The 26,628-nt window shown below is 39.8% G+C and carries 26 protein-coding genes and 3 riboswitches; of the genes, 19 read left to right on the plus strand and 7 right to left on the minus strand.

Annotated elements, in window-relative coordinates:
- The first annotated feature begins 123 nt into the window (after window positions 1–123).
- The 5 genes from HWX64_RS07130 to HWX64_RS07150 all read left to right on the plus strand — a co-directional run bounded on the left by HWX64_RS07130 (window position 124) and on the right by HWX64_RS07150 (window position 5,148).
- Window positions 124–585: a hypothetical protein gene (locus HWX64_RS07130; protein ID WP_175988559.1), complete on the plus strand. Its 462-nt coding sequence runs from the start codon at window positions 124–126 to the stop codon at window positions 583–585.
- Between the two features lie 63 nt (window positions 586–648).
- Window positions 649–744: riboswitch (yybP-ykoY riboswitch) on the plus strand.
- A gap of 99 nt (window positions 745–843) precedes the next feature.
- Window positions 844–1,632, plus strand: coding sequence for a TerC family protein (locus tag HWX64_RS07135; RefSeq protein WP_175988561.1), 789 nt, complete (start codon window positions 844–846; stop codon window positions 1,630–1,632).
- Window positions 1,633–1,835: 203 nt separating this feature from the next.
- A complete protein-coding gene (locus tag HWX64_RS07140) occupies window positions 1,836–3,071 on the plus strand; it encodes a hypothetical protein (RefSeq protein WP_175988563.1) in 1,236 nt (411 codons plus the stop codon).
- 227 nt (window positions 3,072–3,298) lie between these two features.
- The gene (sigI, locus tag HWX64_RS07145; protein WP_175988565.1) at window positions 3,299–4,054 is read left to right on the plus strand and encodes an RNA polymerase sigma factor SigI; all 756 of its coding nucleotides are present in this window, start codon (window positions 3,299–3,301) and stop codon (window positions 4,052–4,054) included.
- Window positions 4,051–5,148, plus strand: coding sequence for an anti-sigma factor domain-containing protein (locus HWX64_RS07150; RefSeq protein WP_175988567.1), 1,098 nt, complete (start codon window positions 4,051–4,053; stop codon window positions 5,146–5,148). Before sigI ends, HWX64_RS07150 begins: the two co-directional genes overlap by 4 nt.
- A gap of 130 nt (window positions 5,149–5,278) precedes the next feature.
- Here HWX64_RS07150 and HWX64_RS07155 read toward each other — a convergent pair whose 3' ends face one another.
- Entirely contained in the window at window positions 5,279–5,479 is a 201-nt protein-coding gene (locus HWX64_RS07155) for an alpha/beta-type small acid-soluble spore protein (RefSeq protein ID WP_032089084.1), read from the minus strand.
- 257 nt (window positions 5,480–5,736) lie between these two features.
- Here HWX64_RS07155 and HWX64_RS07160 point away from each other — a divergent pair, with 257 nt between their 5' ends.
- The gene (locus HWX64_RS07160) at window positions 5,737–7,089 is read left to right on the plus strand and encodes a TrkH family potassium uptake protein (RefSeq protein ID WP_175988569.1); all 1,353 of its coding nucleotides are present in this window, start codon (window positions 5,737–5,739) and stop codon (window positions 7,087–7,089) included.
- Between the two features lie 66 nt (window positions 7,090–7,155).
- Here the strand turns inward: HWX64_RS07160 and HWX64_RS07165 are convergent, their stop codons facing one another.
- Window positions 7,156–7,680: a CBO0543 family protein gene (locus tag HWX64_RS07165; protein ID WP_175988571.1), complete on the minus strand. Its 525-nt coding sequence runs from the start codon at window positions 7,678–7,680 to the stop codon at window positions 7,156–7,158.
- Between the two features lie 142 nt (window positions 7,681–7,822).
- On the opposite strand from HWX64_RS07165, the gene HWX64_RS07170 reads away from it, so the two are divergent.
- On the plus strand, window positions 7,823–7,984 hold the full coding sequence (locus HWX64_RS07170) for a hypothetical protein (protein WP_175988573.1): 162 nt from the start codon (window positions 7,823–7,825) through the stop codon (window positions 7,982–7,984).
- The gene (locus HWX64_RS22085; protein ID WP_303049465.1) at window positions 7,984–8,112 is read left to right on the plus strand and encodes a hypothetical protein; all 129 of its coding nucleotides are present in this window, start codon (window positions 7,984–7,986) and stop codon (window positions 8,110–8,112) included. The genes HWX64_RS07170 and HWX64_RS22085 overlap by 1 nt, the downstream gene beginning before the upstream one ends.
- Window positions 8,113–8,171: 59 nt before the next feature.
- Here the strand turns inward: HWX64_RS22085 and HWX64_RS07175 are convergent, their stop codons facing one another.
- Both HWX64_RS07175 and HWX64_RS07180 read right to left on the minus strand, forming a co-directional pair.
- The gene (locus HWX64_RS07175; protein ID WP_175988574.1) at window positions 8,172–9,905 is read right to left on the minus strand and encodes a B12-binding domain-containing radical SAM protein; all 1,734 of its coding nucleotides are present in this window, start codon (window positions 9,903–9,905) and stop codon (window positions 8,172–8,174) included.
- 342 nt (window positions 9,906–10,247) lie between these two features.
- Window positions 10,248–11,273 carry an acyltransferase family protein gene (locus HWX64_RS07180; protein ID WP_175988576.1) on the minus strand — a complete coding sequence of 342 codons (1,026 nt, stop codon included), beginning with the start codon at window positions 11,271–11,273 and terminating at the stop codon, window positions 10,248–10,250.
- Between the two features lie 173 nt (window positions 11,274–11,446).
- Here HWX64_RS07180 and HWX64_RS07185 point away from each other — a divergent pair, with 173 nt between their 5' ends.
- The 3 genes from HWX64_RS07185 (at window position 11,447) to HWX64_RS07195 (ending at window position 14,798) form a co-directional block, all read left to right on the plus strand.
- Window positions 11,447–13,600 carry a PAS domain S-box protein gene (locus tag HWX64_RS07185; protein ID WP_175988578.1) on the plus strand — a complete coding sequence of 718 codons (2,154 nt, stop codon included), beginning with the start codon at window positions 11,447–11,449 and terminating at the stop codon, window positions 13,598–13,600.
- 14 nt (window positions 13,601–13,614) lie between these two features.
- The gene (locus HWX64_RS07190) at window positions 13,615–14,073 is read left to right on the plus strand and encodes a methylated-DNA--[protein]-cysteine S-methyltransferase (protein WP_175988580.1); all 459 of its coding nucleotides are present in this window, start codon (window positions 13,615–13,617) and stop codon (window positions 14,071–14,073) included.
- 128 nt (window positions 14,074–14,201) lie between these two features.
- Window positions 14,202–14,798, plus strand: a complete 597-nt coding sequence (locus tag HWX64_RS07195; protein ID WP_175988582.1) for a metalloregulator ArsR/SmtB family transcription factor — start codon at window positions 14,202–14,204, stop codon at window positions 14,796–14,798.
- A 672-nt stretch (window positions 14,799–15,470) separates the two neighbouring features.
- Here the strand turns inward: HWX64_RS07195 and mtnA are convergent.
- The 3 genes from mtnA to HWX64_RS07210 all read right to left on the minus strand — a co-directional run bounded on the left by mtnA (window position 15,471) and on the right by HWX64_RS07210 (window position 18,864).
- A complete protein-coding gene (mtnA, locus tag HWX64_RS07200) occupies window positions 15,471–16,526 on the minus strand; it encodes an S-methyl-5-thioribose-1-phosphate isomerase (RefSeq protein ID WP_175988584.1) in 1,056 nt (351 codons plus the stop codon).
- A 10-nt stretch (window positions 16,527–16,536) separates the two neighbouring features.
- On the minus strand, window positions 16,537–17,724 hold the full coding sequence (gene mtnK, locus HWX64_RS07205) for an S-methyl-5-thioribose kinase (protein ID WP_175988586.1): 1,188 nt from the start codon (window positions 17,722–17,724) through the stop codon (window positions 16,537–16,539).
- A 104-nt stretch (window positions 17,725–17,828) separates the two neighbouring features.
- A riboswitch (SAM riboswitch) is annotated at window positions 17,829–17,984 on the minus strand.
- Window positions 17,985–18,081: 97 nt separating this feature from the next.
- On the minus strand, window positions 18,082–18,864 hold the full coding sequence (locus HWX64_RS07210; RefSeq protein ID WP_254871062.1) for a carbon-nitrogen family hydrolase: 783 nt from the start codon (window positions 18,862–18,864) through the stop codon (window positions 18,082–18,084).
- Window positions 18,865–18,985: 121 nt separating this feature from the next.
- Between HWX64_RS07210 and HWX64_RS07215 the strand changes: the two genes are divergently transcribed.
- The 8 genes from HWX64_RS07215 (at window position 18,986) to HWX64_RS07250 (ending at window position 26,593) form a co-directional block, all read left to right on the plus strand.
- Complete coding sequence (locus HWX64_RS07215; protein ID WP_175988589.1) at window positions 18,986–20,170, plus strand: pyridoxal phosphate-dependent aminotransferase; 1,185 nt, start codon at window positions 18,986–18,988, stop codon at window positions 20,168–20,170.
- Between the two features lie 58 nt (window positions 20,171–20,228).
- Window positions 20,229–20,334: riboswitch (SAM riboswitch) on the plus strand.
- Between the two features lie 93 nt (window positions 20,335–20,427).
- A complete protein-coding gene (locus HWX64_RS07220) occupies window positions 20,428–21,645 on the plus strand; it encodes a 2,3-diketo-5-methylthiopentyl-1-phosphate enolase (protein ID WP_175988591.1) in 1,218 nt (405 codons plus the stop codon).
- Window positions 21,638–22,300 (plus strand): 2-hydroxy-3-keto-5-methylthiopentenyl-1-phosphate phosphatase, encoded by a 663-nt coding sequence (locus tag HWX64_RS07225; protein ID WP_175988593.1) that lies wholly within the window; start codon window positions 21,638–21,640, stop codon window positions 22,298–22,300. The genes HWX64_RS07220 and HWX64_RS07225 overlap by 8 nt, the downstream gene beginning before the upstream one ends.
- Window positions 22,297–22,926, plus strand: a complete 630-nt coding sequence (locus HWX64_RS07230; RefSeq protein WP_175988595.1) for a methylthioribulose 1-phosphate dehydratase — start codon at window positions 22,297–22,299, stop codon at window positions 22,924–22,926. Before HWX64_RS07225 ends, HWX64_RS07230 begins: the two co-directional genes overlap by 4 nt.
- Window positions 22,927–22,940: 14 nt before the next feature.
- Complete coding sequence (locus tag HWX64_RS07235; protein WP_175988597.1) at window positions 22,941–23,453, plus strand: acireductone dioxygenase; 513 nt, start codon at window positions 22,941–22,943, stop codon at window positions 23,451–23,453.
- 367 nt (window positions 23,454–23,820) lie between these two features.
- Window positions 23,821–24,066: an aspartyl-phosphate phosphatase Spo0E family protein gene (locus HWX64_RS07240; protein ID WP_175988599.1), complete on the plus strand. Its 246-nt coding sequence runs from the start codon at window positions 23,821–23,823 to the stop codon at window positions 24,064–24,066.
- Window positions 24,067–24,314: 248 nt separating this feature from the next.
- Complete coding sequence (locus tag HWX64_RS07245; RefSeq protein ID WP_175988601.1) at window positions 24,315–24,764, plus strand: MarR family winged helix-turn-helix transcriptional regulator; 450 nt, start codon at window positions 24,315–24,317, stop codon at window positions 24,762–24,764.
- 134 nt (window positions 24,765–24,898) lie between these two features.
- Window positions 24,899–26,593 (plus strand): M3 family oligoendopeptidase, encoded by a 1,695-nt coding sequence (locus HWX64_RS07250; protein WP_175988603.1) that lies wholly within the window; start codon window positions 24,899–24,901, stop codon window positions 26,591–26,593.
- Window positions 26,594–26,628 lie beyond the last annotated feature (35 nt).

Here is a 26,628-nt window from a genome sequence, read left to right on the forward strand (position 1 = left end):
CTCTAGGAGGACTCTCAAGATGTTACATTCCCTTGATTTACATAACAGCCGACTACAACGTTTTTATACACTACACCTTGTGATCATAAACCTCAAGGCTTACCTGAATAATAGGGGATCCTCATGAAGAAATCCATCACTAGAACAGAAGCGATCCTTTGGAGTATCGCTCTCCCGGGATTTCCTCAATTATTGGCTGGCCTATGGTTTAAGGGAACGTTATTTGTACTGCTTGAAATCATCATCAATGTTCAAAGTAATTTTAATCAGGCTATCATGTACAGTTTTTTAGGAGAAACGCATAAGGCTGCTGCAGTCATTGATTATCAGTGGCTTATGTTTTATCCATGTCTTTATATGTTTGCAATGTGGGATGCATACAAAATAGCCTTGATGGAAGAACAGGAATACGCATACTTACCCTTTGTACTATCAGCCTACTTTGTCACTGTCGGGCTTATGTATTCTCCAAAAGTATATGTGTTCGGGAAATTCATTGGACCCATATTTTTTCCTATGATGTGTGTCATTCCGGGTGTCTTCATAGGTCTTTCACTCCGTTCTCTTTTACTGAAGTTTCGGTGAGGCACAATTCTTTACGGACGTCTATATTTGAGATAACATGAATATATAGATAATATACGTTTTCTACCTGTCAAAGGGGAGTAGCTATAGGCTTCGGCCTAAACAAAGTCGTCATTTCATGGTTTATCCATCGGCTTTGTTGGCATTGTATACAATGCTAAGCAAGACCTTTGCCTTTTTAGGCAAGGGTCTTTTTTATATTTGAAAATTCCTTGCCTTATGGAAAACGAACAGTGAAATAGGAGGGACTTATATACTATGGATGCAACGATGTTATTGGAATACGGGTGGGTATTGCTTATCCTGGTGGGATTGGAAGGAATCCTGGCAGCCGATAACGCTGTGGTCATGGCAGTCATGGTTAAGCATTTGCCTGCAGAACAACGGAAAAAAGCTCTGTTTTATGGGTTGTTTGGTGCATTTTTATTTAGATTTCTTGCTCTATTCATGATTTCATTCCTGGTGGATGTGTGGCAGGTTCAAGCAATAGGGGCAATTTATCTTTTCTATGTTGCCATTCATCATTTTATCAAAAAGAAAAGAGATAAAGGTGTTATTGAGGGAGAGCCGGCAAATGAGAAAGGATCGGGTTTTTGGACTACAGTGCTTAAAGTCGAGCTTGCGGATATTGCATTTGCTGTGGATTCAATGTTAGCTGCCGTGGCTCTTGCCGTAACCCTCCAGCCTGCCGGATGGTTTAAAATTGGGGGAATCGACGGCGGACAATTTGCAGTGATGTTCCTTGGAGGGGTGATCGGACTGGTCATCATGCGATTTGCGGCAACCTGGTTCGTTAAATTACTTGAAAAATATCCGACGCTTGAATCCACCGCTTTTTTAATCGTTGGATGGGTTGGAGTCAAGTTGGCGGTGTTTACTTTAGCTCACCCAGAAGTAGCCATATTAGATCATCACTTTCCAGAATCCAAAGGATGGAAAGCGGTCTTCTGGAGCGTTCTGATTCTGCTTGCTGCAGGCGGATATTTACTATCCAAAAAGAAAGCAAAGAAAACAGAAGTGCATGATTCAGGAACCGGCACCGAATAATTAAAGAAAGCTGATGCAGCGGTCATTCGCAGTATCAGCTTTTTCTGATTCCTCCGTATTTTAAGGGGTTAATCAAAGAGGCAACCTAACACCCAAATGAGAAACTTTTATTTTTTTCTGTCAGCTACCCCCTCAAAAAAAAATACATAAACGTAATTCCTGTAATAAGGCGATCGCTTACAAAAAAATCAGAGGTGCTACATATGACAAAACAAAAACAATTAAAAATCATGAAATCTACACTGGCTGTATTGCTTGCAGGATCAGTTACTTTCTCAGGGACTTCGGCATTTGCTAATTCAGATAGTGAAAGTTATGACACGGTGAATGTAGAACAGAAAGAAACGGAATCCAACACCAACGTACAAGTGAATGATGAGGCGACGATCGACTCAGTGAAAGAAGAAGTCGAAAAATTAGAAGAATCTACTGAAGCGCCATCCTTATTACCTGGTAGTTTCTTTTACTTTGCTAAGCTTGCATTGGAAAAAGTAAAGCTTGCTTTCACAATGGATGACAGCAAAGAAGCAAAATTACTTGCTGAATACGCAGCTGAGCGCTTAGCTGAAGCAGAAGCTTTATTTCAAGCAGGACAAGAGGAAGAAGCAATCGAAGCAATCAACAAAGCAATCGATATGATGAATTCTTTCGAAGATAAGTGGACAGATGAAAATGCTGCAGACGAAGATACCGCTACTGAAGAGAAAGATGATGTAACGGAAGATGAGACTGAGACTGAAGAACAACCTGCGGAAGACACTGAGACAACCGACGAAGATACAACAACTGAAGACTCGGATGGAACTGGTGATTCAGAAGAAGATACAACAGACGAAAATAGAGATACAGAAGAAAATACAGAGGATACAACAACTGAAGATAAAGATGTTGAAGAAATGAAAGAGCTGATGTCTCAAAATATTGTGGCTTTAAGTGCTGCACTTGAAAAAGTGAAAAATCCTAAAGCAAGAGCTGCATTAGAGAAAAATATTGAAAAGAGCTATGCGAAATTAGCTGAGAAGCTTGCTAAGTTTGAAGAGAAATGGGCAAAAGAAGAAGAGACAGAGGAATCAAAAGAAGAAGAAACAACTGAAGTTCCTGAAGAATCAACAGATACTACAACAGAAGAAACCACAACTGGTGAAACTCCAGTAGAAGAACAGCCGGCTGAGGAAGAAGTTGAGCCAGCACCGGCACCGGTAAAGGCAGAGAAAAAAGAAGTGAAAGAAGAGCGTAAAGCAGCTAAGCAAGAGGCGAAGGAAGAGCGTGAAGAAAGAAAGCAGCAGGCAAAAGAGCAGCGTGAAACGATGAAAGAAGAAAGAAAGCAAGGCCAAAAAGAAGAGAGAGGCCAAGCTGAAAAGAATGAAAATAAAGGTCAAGGGCATGAAAAGAACGACCATGATAAAGGGCAAGGTCAAAAAGGGAACGGACATAACTAATTTTGCGGCTGTAAAGAAAAGGATGAAACATCTTGCAGGGTGACCAATCTTAAACATCAGTCTGAAGGGGAAAACTAAGGCGCAATACACCATAATTCAGTAAACTAAGTAATACTTAGTGGAAGCATATTGAGGTGAATTGCAGCTTAGTGGACCCCTTCCTCTCTATTTTCCATTGAAAAAAAGCAGCTTATTAGTATAATAGTTTGCAGGATGGGGTGAGACTGATGCTAAATTTATTACTATTCATACTAACGAAAAAAATGAAGAAGCCATCACTTGAAGAATTGGCAATTGACATTCAAGATGGTGACGAGAAGCTGCTTAATATGGTCATCAATGATTATAAGCCATTTATAAAAAAAACCGTTTCTTCAGTTTGCAAGCGGTATATTTATGAAAGCGATGATGAATTTAGCATCGGTCTTATTGCTTTTCATGATGCCATCTTTAAATATAATAACGATCGAGGAGCTTCCTTTATCAGTTTTGCAGAAGTAATCATTAAACGTAAGGTAATTGATTACATCAGAAAGAACGGGAAATTTCAGGATATCAGTATTGATAAGAATCTAATTGAAGATGAAGAAGATTCGCCAGGATTAACCATCGAACAGGTAGTATCGGTTGAGGAATACGAAAAGCAGGAGGACAGCCTGAAAAGAAGAGAAGAGATAATGGATTTTCAGGACCAGCTTTCTCATTATAACTTGTCATTTACAGATCTTGTTGAGCAGTCTCCGAAACATGAAGATGCGAGAATCAATGCAATTGAAATTGCAAGAACAGTCGTCACGTCGAATGAATTAATGAATTACCTCATAGAGAAAAAACGTTTGCCTATTAAAAAATTAGAAAAACAGGTGAATGTAAGCAGAAAAACAATCGAGAGAAATAGAAAGTACATAATTGCCATTTCTCTGATTATGATTGGTGATTATCTATATTTAAAGGATTACTTAAAAGGGCGGTTAGATATATGAAAAAAGGGATCATTATGGAAATTAGACGTGATGTACTCGTTATGATGACGCCGGATGGACAATTTATGAATGGAAAGAAAACGCCTAATAAGCAGTACTCGGTTGGTGAAGAAATCCCTTTCCATCCTGTAAAGAAAGACAGACGCGTAATAGAGAAGAGGAATTGGAAGGCGGCTGCCTCGATTCTGACAGCAGCAATCCTTATGATCACCCTCTTCTCCACGAGTTTCTTGCAAAGTGATAAAGCCTATGCATATGTCTCAGTAGACATTAATCCAAGCCTTGAACTTTCCTTAGACAGGGAGCAGCAAGTAATTGCCATAACACCATATAATGAAGATGGAAAGGTCCTGATAAAGAAGCTAGAGGATTGGAAGAATGAAGAGGTAAGCGATGTCGCAGAAGAAATTCTTCGTTTGAGCGAAAAGCTCGGTTATTTAAAAAAGGGCCAGAATGTGTGGATCACTTCCACACTTACGGAATTGGCGGAGGATGAAACATATTCAGCGTTGCTAAATGAATTACATGACTTCACTAATGAGTATAACAATCTGCATCCTACTGAAATTATCGTGAACGAAACTACAACTGATATTAGGGAAGAGGCTGTAGAGAAAGGTATGACAGCAGGTACCCTTCTTAAAGAAAAGGGTAAGCGAGACAAAAAAATCATAGTAAATCCTGATGAAAATATAGAAGAACCCGCTGTGAAAAAAGAAAAGGAAGTCATTAAGCCAGAAAATCCAGCAGTGTCTAATCAGTCCGATGAAAAAGAAGAGGCAAACGATGGCAAACAAAATAATGCCGCCTCGATTGAAAAAAGGAAGAATGAGGTTGGAAATGGTAATAATGCCGAAAAAAATAGAGGCAGCCAAGGAAATAACACTTCTAATCGAAATACATCTTCTCAAAAAGAGCGCAGTGAATCCGATAATCGCTCACACGATAATAAAAGAGACACCAATAACAGATCGTCAGATAAGCACCGGGAAAAGAATAGTAAGAACGAAGATAAATCAAACCGCAGCGATAATAAAAATCACGGTAACGGTTATGATACTGACATACCACGCAAAAAAGGAAATGAAAACTAAGATCGGATTAAATGCTTAAATACTCTAATCAATTAAGTACGGAAGGCTCATTCACCCCGAATGAGCCTTTCGCCGTTTACTTATATGTAATGTAATAGCCAGCCGGCGATTTCCGGCTAGCTTATCCATTTTATTTAGTTTGTCCGCCTGAAAGCTGAGATTGAGCTTGCTTTACAAGACGCTTTGTAATTTCTCCTCCAACTGAACCGTTAGAACGAGAAACAGTGTCAGACCCAAGCGTCACGCCAAATTCCTGAGCAATTTCATATTTCACTTGATCAAGATATTGTTCAACACCAGGCACTAATAATTTGTTACTGCTTCTAGCCATAATGAGTCTCCTCCTTTTAATAAAACGTGAAGCCATTTGCTTCCGTAATAGTAGTATTTGTATATCCACGGTCTTCATTAGTGGTAATATTTATTTCGGATACCAGGAATTTCTCGATTTAAATGCAGATGAGTATGCGGAAAGAGCTTGAAAGAAAGAATAAAATAAGGGAATCTGCTTTTTTTCCTTTCTTTCCATCTTCATTTTATTTAAGATAGAGAAAGTAAATGATTATTGTCTTTGAAAGGGAAGTACATATGTGGTTATTATTACGTTCTAAACTGAATAAATTGACACCTGCACAGGTGATTGTCACCTATTATCTGCTTGCAGTAACGGTGGCAACTATATTATTAAGCCTGCCCGCTGCCCATAAGCCCGGGGTGGACTGGAAGTTCATCGATGCTTTATTTACTTCTGTAAGTGCTGTGAGTGTGACTGGCTTGACTGTCGTGAGTACTGCCGACACGTTCAGCACCACAGGGATCTTCCTCCTGATTTTCGTCCTTCAGTTTGGAGGTATTGGCGTCATGGCGGTAGGGACATTTTTTTGGCTGCTGGTAGGGAAAAAAATCGGCTTAAAAGAACGCAGGCTGATTATGACAGATCAAAATCAGACCAATTTAGCAGGTCTGGTAAATCTTTTGAAACAGATATTGCTTCTGATAATCATAATTGAAATAATCGGAGGGCTCACTCTGGGTGTATACTTCCTGAGTTATTATCCCACTTGGCAGGAAGCGTTCATTCAAGGGTTATTCGCTTCGGTAAGTGCGACAACGAATGCAGGATTCGATATAACGGGGCAGTCGATGATTCCATTTAAACATGATTATTTTGTCCAATTCATAACGATCATCCTCATTACTATGGGAGCTATCGGATTTCCAGTTCTTATAGAGACTAAGGATTTCTTGATGAACAGTAAAAGGAGTAAGCATCATTTTTCTCTTTTTACGAAAATCACGACTCTGACGTTTGCTTGTTTATTAGTGTTCGGTACAGTAATGATCATCATCCTCGAATACAATCATTTCTTCAATGGTATGGTATGGCACGAATCTTTCTTCTACGCACTGTTTCAGTCAGCTTCTACAAGAAGTGGAGGACTTGCGACGATGAATGTTGCAGAATTCTCAACTACGACTTTATTGTTACTTAGCGGCCTGATGTTTATAGGGGCGTCTCCTAGTTCTGTGGGAGGCGGTATAAGAACAACTACATTCGCTTTGAACCTTTTATTTCTCTTCCATTTCGCAAGAGGTAATCAAACGATTAAAATCTTTAGAAGGGAAATTCATGAGCAGGACATTATCAAATCCCTTGTAGTTACGATTGTAGCAACAATACTGTGCTTTTGCTCAATCCTCATTTTGAGTTTGACGGAAAGTCATTCTTTGATTGAAATCATTTTTGAAGTTTCTTCAGCCTTTGGAACCACAGGTTTATCATTGGGTATTACATCAGAACTATCCACCATTGGTAAATGCGTCATTATGATATTGATGTTCATCGGACGTGTGGGCATCCTGTCCTTCCTCTTCATGATCGGAGGCAAGGAAAAAACGGCGAACTATCATTACCCAAAAGAGAGGGTAATCATTGGATGACAAAAAACGGTGTTGAATTTCAACACCGTTTTTTATATATAGAAAAACGTCATATTTATATGAGCCTTATTTTAAAACAGAATAAGGGACGTCAAAAATAATCCATAGGCCGACGATGACCGGGAAGGATGCGATCCAGGCATAAATCGGTTTTTTATGATGAATGACGAGCATGGTAAGCATCATAATGTTAAAGACGAGGTCCCAACCGAAATGCCAGCCATGGTGATAGGTCATCATGCCAAGAAGAAATGACAATCCCTCGGTTGTTCCGTAAATACCCGTCCATAAAAGGACCCATAGAATCCTTTTTGGCAGGGTCTCGGGGAGCCTTCCAATAAAGATAGCAACCGTGACTGTATATTGAATCATCATTTTTAACAAGGCAATGATGGTATGATTTAGTTTTAAGCTCTGTGAAAATGGATCGGCAGCATGAAATTTCCACATCGAGTATTCAAAAAGGAGGAATTGCGATAGTAAATCCCCAATAATAAAAAATAGTAATGTCGGATAGAAAGAGTGGAACTCCTTCCAATTACCGAACTTCCATCCTGCCAATGCATATGTGAGTAAAAAAACAATGGTCATTTTATTTCCTCATTCTATTTTTTTTTAGTCTTTGGTAATTACCTGCATTTATTCATTTTCTATGGTTATTGTTTCTAAAACAGATTCCTGAATGAGCATAAATACAAGTGGGAAAAGTAATCTCATAAAGGAGATGATATACATGGCAAAACGTAAAGCACAACATGATGCTGCTGAAAAAAATAATAAGACTCCATTAAAGAATAAACAAGAATCTGAATTTGCTGCAGAATTCACCCACGGTGAAGATGCAAGCAAAGGTAAAAACAGAAATTCCGCCAAAGGCATGAAAGGCAGAAGTTGATGAAGAAGAAAAAGGAAATTGTCCGGGAAGAATTTGGCCAGGAGTTTGGGGATATGAACGCAGCAAAGCTAATAGAAGCTTCACTAAAAGATAACAAGAAACAAAAAGAAGATAAGAAAAAGTGCTAGGCGGAATGCCGCTTAGCACTTTTCTTATTATCTATACGCTGTTTTAGACAGTTTCCTGACTAGTTTGATACATATTCCTTCTCAAACAAAAAGAGGGAGGAATGCCCGGTTGAAGGTTCAAAGTAGGCCAATACATATTGATTCCTTCCATCTTTTGAAATGATGGTTTCGAGCAGTGTGTGTTTATAAATTTCTTTTTCAGAAAGATTCAAATCAGTGAAGTCCGTTCCGGCAATATGGGGAAATTGTAAGAGCTCCTGATAAATGGCTGATCGCTCTTCCTTCGTCATTTCATGTATCCACCAAGGTTTACGCGGCTTGTATTTTTGATTTCTTAGGTAATCCACTTTCATTAGTCCTTCAATCACATTCATATCAAGCCTTTCGTGAGAAGAAAGGAATTCGTATAATCTTTTGAAAAGATCCTCGAGCTGATGGCCGATTCTGGACCATCCGCGTCCTTCCCAATACGACCCGAATTGTTGAAAGAAATCAAAAGGTGTTTCAAAACAAGTAGTGACAAGATATTCAATCGTTTCGTCCATCCTGTGGTCATTCCAATATTTCTCAAGCACATCCTCCACCTGTTTGATTCTTACGATATCATCAAATGATAATACATTATTGCCAAGGATTTCATATGGAGAGTGCTCCATGTAGGTGTATTGATGATCATTTGCACGTATTCTTAAACCGGTACCGCGTAGCATTTTAAGAAAACCTAATTGAAGCTCTTCAGGACGCAGTTCAAAAACATCGTTAAAGGTTTTTCGGAAAGAATGATAATCTTCTTCAGGAAGGCCGGCTATCAGGTCTAAATGCTGATCGATTTTCCCGCCGTCTTTTACCATGGTTACCGTTCTTGTAAGCTTTTTATAATTTTGTTTCCTCATGACTAAGTCGTTGGTTTCATCGTTGGTGGACTGCACACCGATTTCGAATCTGAATAAACCCTGAGGTGCTTCTCTATTTAGGAATTCAATGACCTCAGGCCTCATGATGTCTGCAGTGATTTCGAACTGAAAGACAGTTCCGGGTAGATGCTCGTCTATCAGGAATTGGAACATTTCCATCGCATAACTCCGGCTGATATTAAACGTCCGGTCAACAAACTTTATTGTCTTTGCTCCGTTCTTCATCAAGTAACGGATATCTTCCTTTACCTTTTCGCGGTCAAAGTACCTTACGCCGACTTCTATCGATGATAGACAGAATTGGCATCTGAATGGGCAGCCTCTGCTCGTTTCGATGTATGTCACCCTTTTTGACAAATAAGGTAGGTCTTCTTCAAATCTGAATGGGGAAGGAACATTGCGCAGGTCAATTTTGTTTTGCTGCGGCTTAATCACCGGTTTTTCATTTTTCATATAAGCAATTCCATGCACCTTGGACCAATCTTCCTCACCATTAACTTGTACAAGGAGCTGTTTAAAGGTTTCTTCCCCTTCACCCAGCACAATGAAATCCACATCGCCTTTTAAGCGTTCCAGCCAGTAAGGAACGTCATAAGTGACTTCAGGACCGCCAAGAACAATCTTTACTTCCGGGAGGATCTTCCGAAGTACTTGAATGACCTTGATGGTCTCCTCAATATTCCAAATATAACAACTGAATCCAATGACATCCGGCTTTTTGGAAAACAGGTCAGTGGCGATATTCAGGATCGGGTCTTTTATTGTGTATTCAGCCAGCTCAGCTTCATAGTCGGGTTCTATATAAGCTTTCAGGCAGCGAATGGCGAGATTTGTATGAATATATTTTGCATTTAACGTACTCAATACTACTTTCTTCATTAAAAATAACTCCTTTTTTACTTCACAATCCACGTTCGATGGATGATTTCTCTTCTTGATCCATTCTGTAATAACTTTTATCTGCGTATATGCAACTGCTCTACCCATTTTATCCGAGGTGGAGAGAAAGCTCAATATTTGTCTAAAAGTAATTCAAATTTATTGTTTAAATAAGAAGGATTTTAGAGGAAAGTTCCGAATATTATAGAGTATAATCGTAAGTTTGGACGAAATGTGTCTGAATAGATAAAATCATTCATTAATATGTATAAAAAAGGGACTGACCCATTGTATGTGGGGTCAGCCCTTTATCGGTGTAGGGTTAATACCATCCAGTTGTTATTACCTGGTTTTCATCTCTCTTTTTGAGAGGAGTTTTTGAAGTTTTGTTGATTTCAGTTCAATGATGGGCTGGGTAATGGATGTAAACAGCTTCGTTGAAAACACCATCGTCAATACGAGCGACACCGCCAGCAGCAGAATCAGACTCGAAGTGGGATCGATGTAATCCTTAATCTCACTTACCCTGAACAAACGGATGATAAAACCGTGAAGCAAGTATACGTAGAGTGTATTCTTTCCCCAATTCGTAAAGAATTGCTCTTTGCTTGGTACAAGTGTATAGAAACTGAAAATCATCACGATGTTAAGAGAATATACAATTGCCCTGACTCCTAAGCTGATGACATCATTCCATTCGAAATCTCCATAAGGCTTTGATCCAAGCAGCCATTTGTCTGAAAACTCCGGAACGAAGTACATCCCTAAGAAAACCAGTATGAACATGATCCCTGCAAATATACGAGCCTTGGCAGTTTTGAAGTATTCAAAATGCTCTTTCTTCATATAGTAGCCCAATAAGAAGAATGGGAAGAAAACGAATGTTCGCGATAAACTTAAATAAGTAGAGATTTCATCTACAAAACCGATCAACAGACCCAGGGTGAACGCTACAGATAATCCCATTAACGGTTTGAATTTAAACCATTTAATAAACACATACAACAGTGCATTCCAGCAGAACAGACTGATCAGGAACCATAATGACCAATGAGGATTCAATGGATCAAGTTCAAATGTTGATTTATCATATAGGAAATAGTAATAAATCGTATAAATCAGCTGGAATACGATATAAGGCAGAATCAGCTTTTTAGCGAGTTTTCCTATATAGCCTTCCTTATAAAATCCTTTCGCAAATAAACCTGCGACCAATATGAAAGCAGGCATATGGAAGGTGTAAATCGTTTTGTAAAGCGAGAGGATAATCGGATCGCTCTCAATATATGAACGGATTAAGTGACCAAATACCACTAAAAAGATCAAAATAAATTTTGCATTATCAAAATATGAATCACGTTGTTTCATTTATCATCACCGTCTTTTTGTCATAGGTATACGCTAATTTAATTTCTACCCTAGGATACAACGTGTAAAACATGAATTTCATTGTTAATTATCACCAATAACAGGCGGTACTATTCAAGCAAAACAGTAGTTAAGCCGAAAGTCGTCTTTTAACAAAATAGGGGGATGTAGAAATGACTAAAAGCAGCAAGCTGGAAAATCAAATATACAAGGAAGAATGTCATCCCATTGATAGGGAAATTTGCTTAGCATCACCAATGGCAATGTTTGTCATAAATGATGAAATGAAAATTTGTTACGCGAATGATCAAGCATGCCAGAAACTGAAGACTGAACTTTCATCGTTGACCGGCCAACTGTTCAGCAGCTTCTTTACTTCTGTACCATCCCCTATTGTTGCTCACTATCAGGAGGTATTGGAGTCTGGAAAATCTCTTGAAGACGAGACGTTAATGAATACTAAAGACGATAAAATCATACATGTTGAATTGATACTTCAAAAATCCACCGTTTCTACTAATGCATACCTGTACTTTAAAGATGTGACCACGTCCAAAGAGAGTGAACGGAAAGATCACCTGAACGTTCACCTGCTTTCGAATATCTTTCAGAATGCTTCCGAAGGGATCATCCTTTTCGATCTTGAAGGGAACATCAATGATGTGAATCAAGCGTTCTCAAAACAAGTTGGACTATATAAAAAGGAAATCATCAGACGGAACATCCGCTCGTTCATTCCTGAAAACTCTCATTATAAAATCGAAAAGATTAAAGAGCTTCTTTCAAAGAATAGAAAAGCGAGGGGAGAAATTCCGATTAAAAGGGAAAATGGAATCTCCATCGTAGAATTTACAACAAGTCCATTTGTTCACCATAAGCTTCATATGGCAATCCTCAGAGATGTGACGGAAAGAAGGCAAATGGAGATACAGGTGAAAAGAAATGAAGAATTATTCAAAGGTTTGTTTGAAGAAGCGATCGATGCCATCGTCCTATGGGACCAAGACGGGAGAGTTCTAAAAGCAAATGCCTCGGCTCTCAAGATTTTCGAGTGCTCCTTATCCGAGCTTTTATCAAAAAGAATAAAAGACTTTGTCTACCCGTTAGAAACACAGAAGTTCGATCTTGTGATGGATCATCTGTACAAAAGCGGGGCAGTAAGAGATGAAGTTCTCTTTCTGATGCCTAATAATCAATTAAAGCATCTGGAGTTCACATCTAAGCTTCATTCCGTTGATGGATATAATATGACGATCTTCCGAAATGTAAGTGAGCGATATCAGATGGAAAAGGAATTGAGGGAAAGTGAAGAGAGGTTCCGGAAAATTTTCGAAGGGTCATTAGATGGCTTATTCCTGACGAATCATAATTATGTAGTGGTTGATGCAAACCCTGAAGCAAGCAAAATACTGCATCTCGATAAAGATCAGTTAATCGGGAAAGATGTGCGCGAAATATTGAGCATCGAAGCCGATGACGACGCTTATCATGATTATTTGGTACAATTAAAAGAAGAGGGGCAGTCAAGTTTCTTGAAAACATTCCGCTCCCATGATGACAGGCTGCATTATATCGAATTATCATCTAAATATAATCTGCTGTCCAATCTCAATTTGACAATCATCCGTGACATCACTGAACAAATAGAGATGCAGGAACAATTGAGAAAGTCTGATACCCTGAGTGTGGTGGGGGAGCTGGCAGCAGGCATTGCACATGAAATCCGTAATCCAATGACTGCGTTAAAAGGATTTATTCAGTTGTTGGAAAATAGTGTGGGTAAAGATCATGAAATGTACTTTAATGTCATTACATCAGAATTGCAGAGAATCGAGTCGATCATAACGGAATTCCTTGTCCTGGCTAAGCCGCAGGCTGTCCAGTATCAGGAAACGAATCTAATAAAAATCATGAAAGACACCGTTGAGCTGTTAAGTGCACAGGCAACCATGCATAACGTTCAATACAATGAATTGTACCAGGAAGGGCTGCCGCCTATATTCGCAGAACCCAACCAATTAAAGCAAGTGTTTATCAATATCATCAAGAATGCCATTGAAGTTATGACGCAGGGAGGGGTCATAACCATTGCCATTCATGAAACCGATGATGATTTGATTCATATTGAAATTAGGGATCAAGGAAGCGGAATTTCTAGAGATAAGATCAAAAAGCTTGGTGAACCCTTTTACACGACGAAAGAACGTGGAACTGGACTGGGGCTGATGGTCAGCTTCAATATTATCAAAGAACATAATGGAAGAGTGGAAGTGGAAAGCAAAATAGGTGAAGGCACTGTTTTTCATATCTATTTACCAAAGATGTAAGGAGGTGAGCGTTCATGTCAGTCTGTTCGCTGTTTATGGAAAGTCCGATTGGAGTCTTGGAGCTCCGGGCAGATGAAGAAAAGTTGGTATCAGTAGAATTTGCTTCTGAAAATCAAGCTGCCACAGAGTCAGATCACCCATTATTGATAGAAGCTGAACGACAATTGAAAGAGTATTTCAGAGGACAGAGAAAAGAATTTACACTTCCTCTGAAAATAGAAGGAACTGAGTTTCAACAGGAAGTCTGGAAAGCATTAAGTGAAATACCATACGGGTCCACCTGCTCTTACGGGGATGTAGCGGCACGTATTAATAGACCAACAGCGGTCAGGGCAATCGGACAAGCCAATAAAGCAAATAAGTTCCCTGTCATCATACCTTGTCATAGAGTAATAGGTAAGAATAAATCATTAACCGGTTATGCAGGGAAGCAAGTAGATAAGAAAGAAATTCTGTTGACCCTTGAACAGTAATAGTATGAAGCATTTTTCTTCGGGAAAATGCTTTTTTTATTTGTCTCTGTGAAAGAAAGGCTGTTGCATATTTCACCTAATTAGATTAATATCTAATTAGATAAGTATCTAAGTAGGAGGTATTTAAGTTGCAGCTGGATAAACAAGTCGCATTTCATAAGACCATGGGCGATCCCACCCGTATCAAGATTGTTCATCTCCTGTCAGTTGATTCGCTGCATGCCGGCGCGATTGCGGGTAAACTGGGGTTGACAGCCCCTACCATTTCACATCATCTAAACAAACTGAAGGAATGTAATCTAGTTTACTCCAGAAGGGAAAAAAATACGATTTACTATTTTTTAAACAAAAAAGTGATAGCGCATCATGCAAGTGTTCTTGATCGCTTCACGAATCAAAGGGAAGGGGATTCTGAAATGCAAGAGAAAATAATGAAAGAGAAACAAAAAGTGATGAATAACTTTGTGGAGAAGAATGGGCGGTTTAAATCCATACCCGCTCAACAGAAGAAGAAGCTTTTCCTGCTGGAGCACATGGTGGAAGGATTAAAGATTGGAAAGAGGTACAGTGAAAAGGAAATCAATGAATACATCAAGCATTTTCATGACGATTTTGCCACATTAAGAAGAGAGTTTATCATCCATCAATTCATGTTCAGGGAAAATGGTATTTATGAAGTGAACCCAAGGGAAATGTGGGGATCCACTCCGTTATATAAGGGATGATTGCATGTAAAAACTTCCGGTGAGGGTAACGGGTTCTGTTTTGGAGTACAAAATGCAATCTACACCTCAAAATGTGGTAGTAATTGAAGTTGCATGTACATGTACAGCTAATCTTACCCGACAAAGTGAACAAAAGCGGGACTTCTCGAGTCAGATGAAAGGAACAGTAACATTGGATGATTAATTAAGGGGAGAAATTTCCCTTAATGAAGAATTTGAACTGAAAACCGTTAAAGTAAAGGAAAGTTTTACTTCTATTTACTTGAAAAACATTAAAATTAGGGATCTGTGCAAGATTTGAAGTAAATTTTCCCCTTATTTACCCCTATCCAAGCGAGCTTCAGCAGATTAACGGGATAATGTCCCCTTATTTATATTTTTAGTTACACTATAAAAGATAAGGTATCTGTTAATCTAAAAATCACCAGCCTATTCCTTGTTTAATAGGGATTTACCTAATTTTCACATCTTTCAACTTTGGAGACAACTAACACATTAGCCAGATTATAAAAAACATTGTAATTGAAGCGTTACAGAAAGTTCTGTAACGCTTTAATTTTAGTGCAGTTTCGGTAACAAATTAGAACACGAATTCCTTAAAACCCTTTTTCCAATGATTTTTATAGTTTATACCTTAAAACAGAACCCGTTACGGTGAGGGTAGGTTTTCTTTTAGGTATGGCAGATGGAATGTCTAATGCTTTCCTTATATGAAGGATACAGGATTCCCTTCTCAGTAATGATTCCAGTTATTAATTCATGTGATGTTACATCAAAAGCAGGGTTGTATACAACTGTTTCCTGAGGTGAAATCCTGTAACCATTAAGTTCAGTAAGTTCTTCAGGCGCGCGCTCTTCAATGGGAATAGCGTTCCCTGAAGGAAGGGTAATATCAAAAGTAGAAGAAGGAGCTGCCACGTAAAAAGGGATATCATAGTGCTTACACAAGATGGCGAGCATGGATGTCCCGATTTTATTTGCTGTATCCCCATTTGCAGCTATCCTGTCTGCCCCAACTATAACGGCTTCTACATTTTTCTCTTTTAACGTATGAGCGGCCATGCTATCTGCAATAAGTGTTACGTTTACACCTGACTGCTGCAATTCCCAAGTTGTCAAACGTGAGCCCTGAAATACCGGGCGTGTTTCACAGGCATAGACATGGAACGTTTTCCCTTTTTCACTTCCTAAATGAAATGGTGCCAATGCTGTTCCATATTTGCTGGTTGCAATAGATCCTGCATTGCAAATCGTCATGATGGTTGTCTTTTCATTTAGTAATTGAAGACCATATTCTCCGATTCGCCTGCACGTCACTTCATCTTCAGTATGAAGTTGAATCGCGGAGTGCAGAAGGATGGTTTTTGCTTCATTCACAGACTGTGCCCGTTGAATTGCATTTTCCAATGAATCCAATGCCCATCCCAAGTTTACTGCAGTGGGTCGGGAGGAAAATAAATATGCTTTATCCGCTTTAAATCTAACCATGAAATCAGACAGACAGTCTGTATCAAAATGATTCATAGATAATGCTATTCCATAAGCGGCCGTAATTCCGATTGCAGGCGCGCCCCTTACCTTCAACGTGACGATAGCGTCATAAAACTCATTTAAAGTATAAAGTTGTAGGTACTCGATTTTATGTGGAAGCTTTTGCTGGTTTAATATTTCTAAATGATCATCCCGAAACTGTAATGACGTCGGGATTGTGGGTGTTGTGCGTGTCATGATTGGCTCCTTAAGATGTATGACTTCGAATGAATTCTGTGAATTCTTCAATTGTTGAGTACGTTCGTCTTTTTAAAATCAATTCTCTCCCTAAAGAAAGACAGCTTCTTTTAGCCCGCAGCCTCTTTTCTTTATCTGAAATGGAATCCAGATCTGCAACATGTGCAAGACCGACAGTTCTCCTGATAAGCTCACATCCACTGAATCCTATACTGTCTTTAAAGGCTTTATCCAGTACATAATCCAAGTAGCCATCAACCTTAGTGTACGCATCTCCGCTTTCCTGCCAATGATTCGAAAACGTTTCTGAGAATACGTTCCATGTATTGGTGATATGCCGGATGATTTCATCTTTTCCTTTATCGTCCTCCCTTGCTATTACCTGGAATGTCAGGTTTGCAATAAATTGACCGATATCGAAGCCGATAGGACCATAAAAAGCAAATTCAGGATCAATCACCTTGGTTTGAAATTCATCAGCAAAAATACTTCCAGTATGCAGGTCGCCATGCAATAGCGCCTCACTCTCTGTAATAAAGCATTTCTTCAGCTTCGCCACTTCAAGTTTCAGACTGAAATCATTCCACAAATCTTTGAGCAGAGGGAGCAGTTCTTCTTCATAATCATTCGTTTCACTGTTGAAAAATGGATCGGTCAAAACAAGATCCTCCGTAATCTTGCAGAGTTCAGGGTTGGAAAAGGTTTTGACATATTCTTTTTTCTTAAAAGGATGCAGGGCATAGTCAGAAGTATGATAAAGAGTATTTGCCAGGAATGTTCCGATATGTTCAGATAAAAGTGGATAGGTGTCTCCTTTTATCAGTCCTGAACGGACAATTCCAAGGGAACTTAGATCCTCCATTATGGTAACAGCAAGTTTATCATCACTATAGAATACCTCGGGGACAAATTCACCGGCATATGTTTGCTGCAGTTTCAATGCATTTGCTTCGATTCTGGCACGATCGACCGTTAATGGCCAGCTCTCACCAACCACTTTTGCATAGGGCAATGCCTGCTTAATGATAATTCCTTTCTTTCCTTTTTCACTTATTTGAAAAACCAGATTTAAATTTCCATCCCCAATTTCACGGCAGGTCAATTCCGCTCCTTTTTCAAAAAAGTTTAAACTGATTGCTAAATCCAATGCGGTTTGTTCATTTAAAGATTGATAGCTCGAGACAGGAATGGTTGACATAATGGTTCCTCCTAAAATATTGAATTTTGGAGGCTTTTCATAAGTATAATAAGAAAAGCCTCTTTCATTGACGGAAAGAGGCTTAAAGATTGGATCTTATTCGCCTCTTATCTCTCAGAAAGGTGTTCTTTCTGTTGGAATTAGCACCGTGCCTTATGGAGTGAATCATCCGGCGCATAGTGCGCCCCGTTTCTCAACGGTATTACGGTCGGTTGCTGGGCTTCGCAGGGCCAAATCCCTCAGCCAGCTCTTGATAAGAGAATATTTAATTTTGTGAATATCAGCTGCATGCTGTTTGATTTGAATAGTACCATTTTTAGAAATAGTGAGTCAATGAATTTTTAGAAAAATATAAAATTAATAGAAATCTGGACGTCGATCTTGAAAAATAGGTATTTTTTTCCTGACTTCTTCGACTTCATTCAAATCGATTTCTGCGGTAAGCAATTCTTCGTAAAGGGTTCCTTCCGCTATGATCTCCCCCCATGGGCTTATGATCAGCGAGTTCCCCCCAAACTCATTCTTGGGGTCGCTGCCTGAACGATTACAGGCAATGACGAAACACTGATTTTCAATGGCCCTTGCCAATAAAAGGGTCTTCCAATGAGTGATTCTTTCTGCAGGCCACTGAGCAACCACGAACACCACTTTCGCACCATCGATGACATGTTTCCGGAACCATTCCGGGAAACGGATATCATAGCAGATCATACCGGCCATCTGAGTATCCATCAATGTGAATGAGCCATCTTCTTTACCGGGCAGCAGGTAGTGATGTTCATCCATCAATTTAAAGAGATGGAGTTTATTATACTGTTTGATTATTTTCCCGTCACAGTCAGATACGAGAAGGGTATTCGAAATACCCTCTTTTGTTTTGCTCGCAATCGATCCTCCGACAATATGAATGTTGTAGCGAGAAGAAAGCTCCGAAAGAAAGGCAGAAATGTCATGAGCATCTTCATCGGCGATTTCCCCGATTCTGGTTAAATCATAACCGGTCGTCCACAATTCAGGAAATACGACGATATTACAGCCTGCTTCACTCGCTTCTTTTACCCATTGATGAACTCTTTTCTTATTTTCGGTAGGAGCACCAAATGTAATATCCATTTGCGCTAGTCCAATTTTCGTTGACAAAGTAACACCTCTTTTTTAAGTCTGAATAAGATTATACTTTACAATCATTACTTTACGTTATATCATTTGTGACTAGAATTTGAAAGTAAATAATTTTCAAAAAAGTGTAGAAGGTGAAAAGATGACAACCTTTAAAAAAGCAGAACGCATTGACTCGCTGCCGCAGCAATTTTTTGCATCATTGACAGCAAAAGTCCAGAAAGTGCTGAAAGAAGGATTTGATGTGATTAACTTGGGGCAGGGGAACCCCGATCAGCCTACACCCCCGCATATCGTGGAAGCGCTGGTGAAAGCATCAAAATCACCAGGAAATCATAAATATTCCCCTTTTCGGGGTTTGGATTCCTGCAGGGAAGCCATATCTGTTTTTTATGAACGGGAATATGGTGTGGACATCGATCCTCATGAAGAAGTTGCAGTCCTGTTCGGAGGGAAGGCAGGGCTGGTGGAGATACCCCAATGCCTGTTGGACCCCGGTGAGACAGTATTGGTTCCGGATCCGGGGTATCCGGATTATTTGTCAGGGGTATCCCTTGCGGAAGCACGGATGGTAACGATGCCGTTGAAAGAAGAGAATCATTTTCTCCCGGATTATGAGAGGATTGCAAGAGAGGACATTGAAAAAGCAAAGCTCATGTTTTTGAACTATCCCAATAACCCTACAGGAGCGGTTGCCTCCCGTTCATTTTTCGAAGATACAGTATCATTCGCGAAACAAAATGATATCTGTGTCGTCCATGATTTTGCCTACGGTGCAATCGGCTTCGAAGGGAAAAAGCCTGTCAGCTTTTTGGAAGCAGAAGGGGCAAAGGACACAGGCATTGAAATCTATACGCTTTCAAAAACCTATAATATGGCCGGTTGGAGAGTGGGCTTTGCAGTCGGGAATAAAAGTGTGATCGAAGCCATTAACATTCTTCAGGATCACATGTATGTAAGTCTTTTCGGGGCTGTCCAGGAAGCTGCAGTGGCTGCTTTACTCGGATCTCAGAAGTGCGTCGAAGAACTTGTCGATACTTATGAATCCAGAAGAAAAACATTCATAAACGGGCTGCAAAATATCGGATGGGAGGTTAAAGCACCAGCAGGTTCTTTCTTTGCATGGCTTAAGGTTCCCCCCGGCTTTTCCTCTGTGGAGTTTGCAGATTACCTCCTTGAAGAAATTAAAGTCGCTGTAGCACCAGGTGTAGGGTTTGGAGAACATGGTGAAGGATATGTCCGCGTAGGTTTATTGACCAGTGTAGAACGTCTGGAAGAAGCTGTGCGCAGGATTGAAAATTTGAAATTGTTTGATAAAAAAGATTGACAGAAATGAAAAATGATGCCATAATCCAACTGAAATAAAATGTAATAGCATATGATTTTTCTTATCAAGAGCAGGCGGAGGGACCAGCCCGATGAAGCCCGGCAACCGACTTTTTTAAGCACGGTGCTAATTCTTGCAGCAATTTACTTGCTGAGAGATAAGACAGAGTACTAGACAAACCTCTTCTTATCGAAGGGGTTTTTTATGTTGTATCTACGAAGAACATTTAAAAGCAATCAAGATGGGAGGCATCTCGAGTGGGAGAAGTTATTGCTACATATGTCATGACAGGAAAGATCGGGACCTTTGAAAAAAAAGCGGAAGGAATCGCGCTTGGACTAACTGTCGGTTCTTGGACCGATCTTCCATTACTGGAGAAAGAACAATTAAGAAAGTACAAAGGCAGGGTAGTGGAGGTTAAAGAAAATGAAGGCAGAGATGGGGGAAGGGCGGAAATACAGATCGCCTATCCATCCGGAAACTACTCTAATGATATACCGGCGATTCTTACAACTGTCTTTGGAAAACTGTCTCTTGATGGGCAAGTGAAGCTGAAGGATCTTCAATTTTCAAGAGAATTAAAGAAGGAGTATCCGGGTCCCCGATTTGGGATTGAAGGAATCAGGGAAAAAGTGAAAGTTTTTGAGAGGCCGCTATTAATGAGCATTTTCAAAGGGGTGATCGGTAGGGATCTGGAATACCTGCAGTCCCAGCTTAAAGCCCAGGCTTTGGGCGGAGTGGATTTAGTGAAAGACGATGAAATCCTTTTTGATAACGAATTGACTCCATTTGCTGACAGAATCAAAACCGGACATAAAGTACTCCGTGAGGTCTATGAAGAAACGGGAAAACGAACTCTCTACGCAGTCAACTTATCTGGAAGAACCAAAGGCTTGAAAGAAAAAGCGAGGAAAGCAAGAGAGCTTGGGGCGGATGCCTTATTATTTAATGTATTTACCTACGGCCTGGATGTACTGCAGGAGTTAAGGGAGGATGATGAAATCGGCCTTCCTATAATGGCGCACCCTTCTTTTTCGGGGGCTGCAGCTGCTTCTCCGCAATACGGGGTGAGTTATTCTTTATGGCTTGGTAAGTTTCTAAGAATGACAGGAGCTGATTTCTCTTTATTTCCATCACCATATGGGAGTGTGGCATTAGAAAGAAAACAAGTGATGGCCATCAGGGATGAATTGATAAATTCAGATCGGTTTAAGGAGACGTTTCCAGTCCCTTCAGCGGGGATCCATCCCGGGCTGGTCCCCCAATTGATGAAAGATTTTGGGGACGATTGCGTCATCAATGCAGGTGGAGGAGTGCACGGACATCCTGATGGTGCAGTGGGAGGCGGGAAAGCGTTCCTGCAGGCAATCGATAGTGTATTGAGAGGTACTTCACTGGCAGATGCGGCTGTACATCATGCAGAACTGGATCAGGCTCTGCAATTATGGGGACAGGAGGTTAAAGTAAGTGGCTAAGCCCATTATCTTTTGTGACTTTGACGGCACGATCACGGAAACAGACAATATCATTTCCTTGATGAAGCAATTCGCTCCGCCGGAATGGGAGAGTATAAAAGATGAAATCCTTTCTCGTGATATGTCTATCAGGGAAGGAGTCACAAGATTGTTTGACCTTATTCCTTCTTCAAAAAAGGAAGAACTTCTTGGTTACTTACAAGAGACTTCAGTTATCAGGAAAGGATTTAAAGAATTTGTGTCATTTGCAAGAGAGAAAGGGATTCCCCTGTATATTCTGAGTGGCGGAATGGATTTTTTTGTTCATCCGCTTCTAAAAGAGTATGGCCCTTTTGACGGGATATATTGTAACCAAGCAACGTTTGAAGATCAGACAATCAAAGTCCGCTGGCCGCACCCTTGCGATTCTCAATGCGGCAATGGGGAATGTGGATGTTGTAAGCCGTCCATTATCAGAAGAATGAATCTTTCGGAAGATGATGAAATCATTGTGATTGGCGATTCGGTTACAGATATCGAAATGTCCAGATATGCAAATACGGTTTTTGCGAGAGATTATCTCGCCGAAAAATGTGAAGAAGATTCTATCCCTTATAAGAAATTTGAGACATTCTATGATTGCTTGGAAGTTTTGAAAATGGAGGTGCCGGTATGATGGACTATAAAGCTCAATGGGAAGAACTTGCTGCAGTAAAAAAAGAACTTGCGGAACGTGACTGGTTCATGGGGACAAGTGGAAACCTTGCCATCAGGGTCAGCTCTTCTCCAACGAGTTTTTTGGTTACGGCAAGCGGAAAGGATAAAAGAAAGCAAACAGATGAAGATTTCCTGCTCGTCGATCAATATGGAGTTGCGCTTGAAGATACCAATTTGCGTCCCTCGGCCGAAACGCTGCTGCACTGCAGTATATTTCGCAAAAGCGGGGCGGGCTGCAGTCTTCATGTCCATACGGTCCCCAATAATGTAGTGAGTGAGCTTTATGGCGACAAAGGTGAAGTTACTTTTAAAAACCAGGAATTGATTAAGGCTTTTGATAAGTGGGAAGAAGGTGACACGCTAACCATCCCTATCATCCATAATCATGCCAGCATTCCCGATTTATCCGAAGAATTTTCCCGCCATGTCCGGGAAGATAAAGGAGCCGTTTTAATCCGCAATCATGGCATCACTGTATGGGGACAAAACGGCTTTGAGGCTAAAAAGCTTCTGGAAGCTTGCGAGTTTCTATTTCAATATCAATTGTCACTGCTATCGTTAAAGAATACCATTCAATCAGCATAGGAGGAAAATAATCAATGGCGACAATTAAGATCCAAGGAACAAATGAAATATTGGACAATCAGGAAGAGGTCAGTACTTTTCTAAGTGAACAAGGGGTTATTTATGAGAATTGGAAACTATCAAAATTAGATCCGGAATTACAGGGGAAGTACCAATTATCGGATCACGATAAAGAAAGAATCATTGAATCATTCAAAGATGAAATACAAGATATTTCTGAGAGAAGGGGTTATCAGGCATGGGATGTCATTTCTCTATCATCTAAGACTCCTAATCTTGAGGAACTGCTAAAAAATTTTCAACAGGAGCATCATCACACAGACGATGAAGTCCGTTTTATTGTAAGTGGGCATGGTGTTTTTATCATTCAAGGAAAAGATGGAAACTTCTTTGAAGTTCATCTGAATCCGGGAGATTTAATTTCAGTTCCTGAAAATATTCGACACTACTTTACATTGAGTGAGGACAAACAAGTGGTGGCTGTTCGCATATTCGTTACACAAGAAGGATGGGTGCCGATATATTAAAGGAGTAAGGAGAAAAAGACAATGGGTCTTTTTCTCTTTTTGTTTTGAGGGAAAGGTCTTTGTCCAAATCCCTAAAGATATGGAGGAAGGACTTCGCGGATGTGATTATACAAAATGAATTAATGACGAATTTTGTCAAATAAGCAGACTTAACTAGTTATTTTGTCTTGTTTTGCGAATCTATTTACTTTTCTGTTAATAGTTGCGATACTAACTGAGTAATGTCTTTATTAGTAGATTTAAATTAATTGAAACAAGGGCAAAATAAATCTTCCCGGGACGTGCAACCGAATGCATGGTTTGTCTCATGATTCTCAGTTGGATTAACCGCCTTGCCGACACAAAATGAAAAAGGAGTTAGTTTGAAATGGGTCAATATCTTAAAAAGAAATGGTTACTAGTAAAAATCAATCAAAAGCGTGCTGAAATGATCTCCCTTGGAGGAAGGTTGGGGTTGGGAGCAAAGGAAACCATTGATTGCAGTCAGCAATTAGATCAATTATTGAATCAATATCAGCAATGTGATAAAAGCATTTATACTATTACTATTCAAGAAGTACCATACGAATTGAGTCAGGTAATAAAAAATTTACTAAAAAAGACAGCTTCTTAATCATTTATAGATATCCTCTTAATACCTTTTAAAATGATAACTACCTCACAGAATGACCACTAATTTAGAAATCATCAATTTGTCGTTATATACATTACAATCATATAATCTTCCAAACAAAAACCTCCATAAATGGTCTTTAGACCATTTATGGAGGTTTTAAGTGTTCTGTTTGGGAGATTGACTTTAGTCCTGAATCCTAGTATAATATTTTGAAACTGAGATATTAGTTTAAAGGAATGAAGACTATGAATGAAAACCAGGGTACAAAACAATCATTGAAGCTGTTTATTGTTCTTTCCCGTGCATTTAAAGCATTGAACGAAGAAATTAACAAGAATATACAAGAAAACGGTTTGAACCCCACGGAATTTGCTGTATTGGAGCTCCTCTATCATAAAGGGGACCAGCCTCTTCAGCAAATCGGCGGTAAGATTTTATTAGCTTCCGGCAGCATCACGTACGTGGTGGATAAACTGGAGCAAAAAGGCTACCTTAAGCGTGTAGCCTGCCCTAAAGATCGACGGGTGACCTATGCGCAAATTTCCGAACCGGGCAGAAGCCTGATTGACAAGATCTTTCCTAACCATGAAGACAGGATCCATGAATTGATGTCATCTCTTTCACCTGAAGAAAAGAAAGACGCAATAGAGCTGCTGAAAAAACTGGGACTATCCATCAAAAACTTATCGTATTGAAGTATATAAGAGCCTTCCTTGGAGGCTCTTTTTTCTATTAACATTCAATGGTAAGGAAAGTAACCAAGCTTACAGGAGAATCAAGAGAAGGAGTCGAATACACTATATGGACGTTGAAAAAAGGGGGAATACTAATGAAGTTTGAACAATTTACATATGAGCGGCCAAATATTACAGAGATCGAAAATGAATTTAAACAGGCATTGACTGATTTTAAACAAGCTGATACACCAGATGATCAAGTTACTGCAATGAAGGAATTAAATAAAATACGCCTTCATTTTGATACAATGCAGAACATCTGCTATATCCGTCATTCGATTGATACGAATGATGACTTCTATAAAGGTGAACAGGATTATTTCGATGAAGTCATGCCCGATTTTCAAGGACTCGTCACTGAATATTATAAAGAATTACTGAATTCATCCTTCCGCGCGGAGCTGGAGCAGCGGTGGGGCAAGCAGCTGTTCGCGCTGGCAGAGAGTGAAATCAAAACCTTCTCGCCAAAAGTGATAGCGCTGCTTCAGGAAGAGAATAAACTTTCCTCTCAATACACAAAGTTAATGGCTTCTGCAAAAATATCATTTCAGGGTGAAGAAAGAACCCTTGCCCAAATGGGGCCATTCACTCAATCTGTTAACAGAGAAACCCGGAAGGAAGCTTCTCTTGCTTCTGTGCGTTTCTTTGAAGAGAATCAGAGGGAATTAGACCGTATCTTTGATGATCTCGTGAAGGTAAGGCATCGAATTGCCGTTAGTTTGGGATATGAAAATTTCGTAGAACTTGGTTATTACCGAATGACACGAACAGATTATACCCCAGATATGGTAAAGGTGTTCCGGGAAGGCGTGAAGAAACATGTGGTGCCTCTGGTGCAGAAATTGAAAGAGAGGCAATCTGACCGAATTGGTATCAGCCCCATGAAATTTTATGATGAAGGATTTAAATTCACCTCAGGGAATGCTGTGCCTAAGGGGGATCCTCAATTCATCATTGAAAATGGCAATAAAATGTACGAAGAGTTGTCGGAGGAAACAAAAGAATTCTTTCATTTTATGATCGACCGCAATCTTATGGACCTCGAAGCAAAGAAAGGGAAAGCCGGAGGAGGGTATTGCACATACATCGCAAATTATGAATCTCCGTTTATCTTTTCCAATTTCAACGGGACTTCGGGTGATATCGATGTCCTGACTCACGAGGCGGGACATGCTTTTCAGGTATATAGCAGCAGGGGATTCGATATTCCTGAGTACCAATGGCCGACATATGAAGCATGTGAGATCCATTCCATGAGTATGGAGTTTTTTACGTGGCCATGGATGGAGCTCTTCTTTAAGGAAGACACGGATAAATATAAGTTTTCCCATTTAAGTGATGCTCTTCAATTCCTTCCATATGGAGTTGCAGTAGATGAATTTCAGCATTTTGTATATGAGAATCCTGAAGCTTCCCCGTATGAGAGAAATGCGGAGTGGAGAAAAATAGAGGAAGAATATTTACCTGGCAGGGATTATGACGGAATCAAATATCTTGAAGCAGGGGGCTTCTGGCAGCGTCAATCACATATTTATAACTCTCCGTTCTATTATATCGATTACACCCTTGCCCAGATCTGCGCGTTCCAATTCTGGGTGAAAATGAATGAAAACAGGGAGGAAGCATGGGCTGATTATGTGGATCTGTGTAAACTGGGAGGCAGCCTTTCATTTACAGACCTGGCAGCTTCAGCTAAGCTGGAATCCCCTTTCAAAGAAGGTGCAGTTGAAAAGGTGGTCAAGCCTATTGCGACGTGGTTAGATCATATCGAAGATAAGACCTTATAAGCGTAAAAGGCAGCCGGATATCGGCTGTTTTTTAT

The sequence above is a fragment of the Bacillus sp. Marseille-Q1617 genome (assembly GCF_903645295.1).
In the GTDB taxonomy this organism is placed as follows: Bacteria; Bacillota; Bacilli; order Bacillales; family Bacillaceae_B; genus Rossellomorea.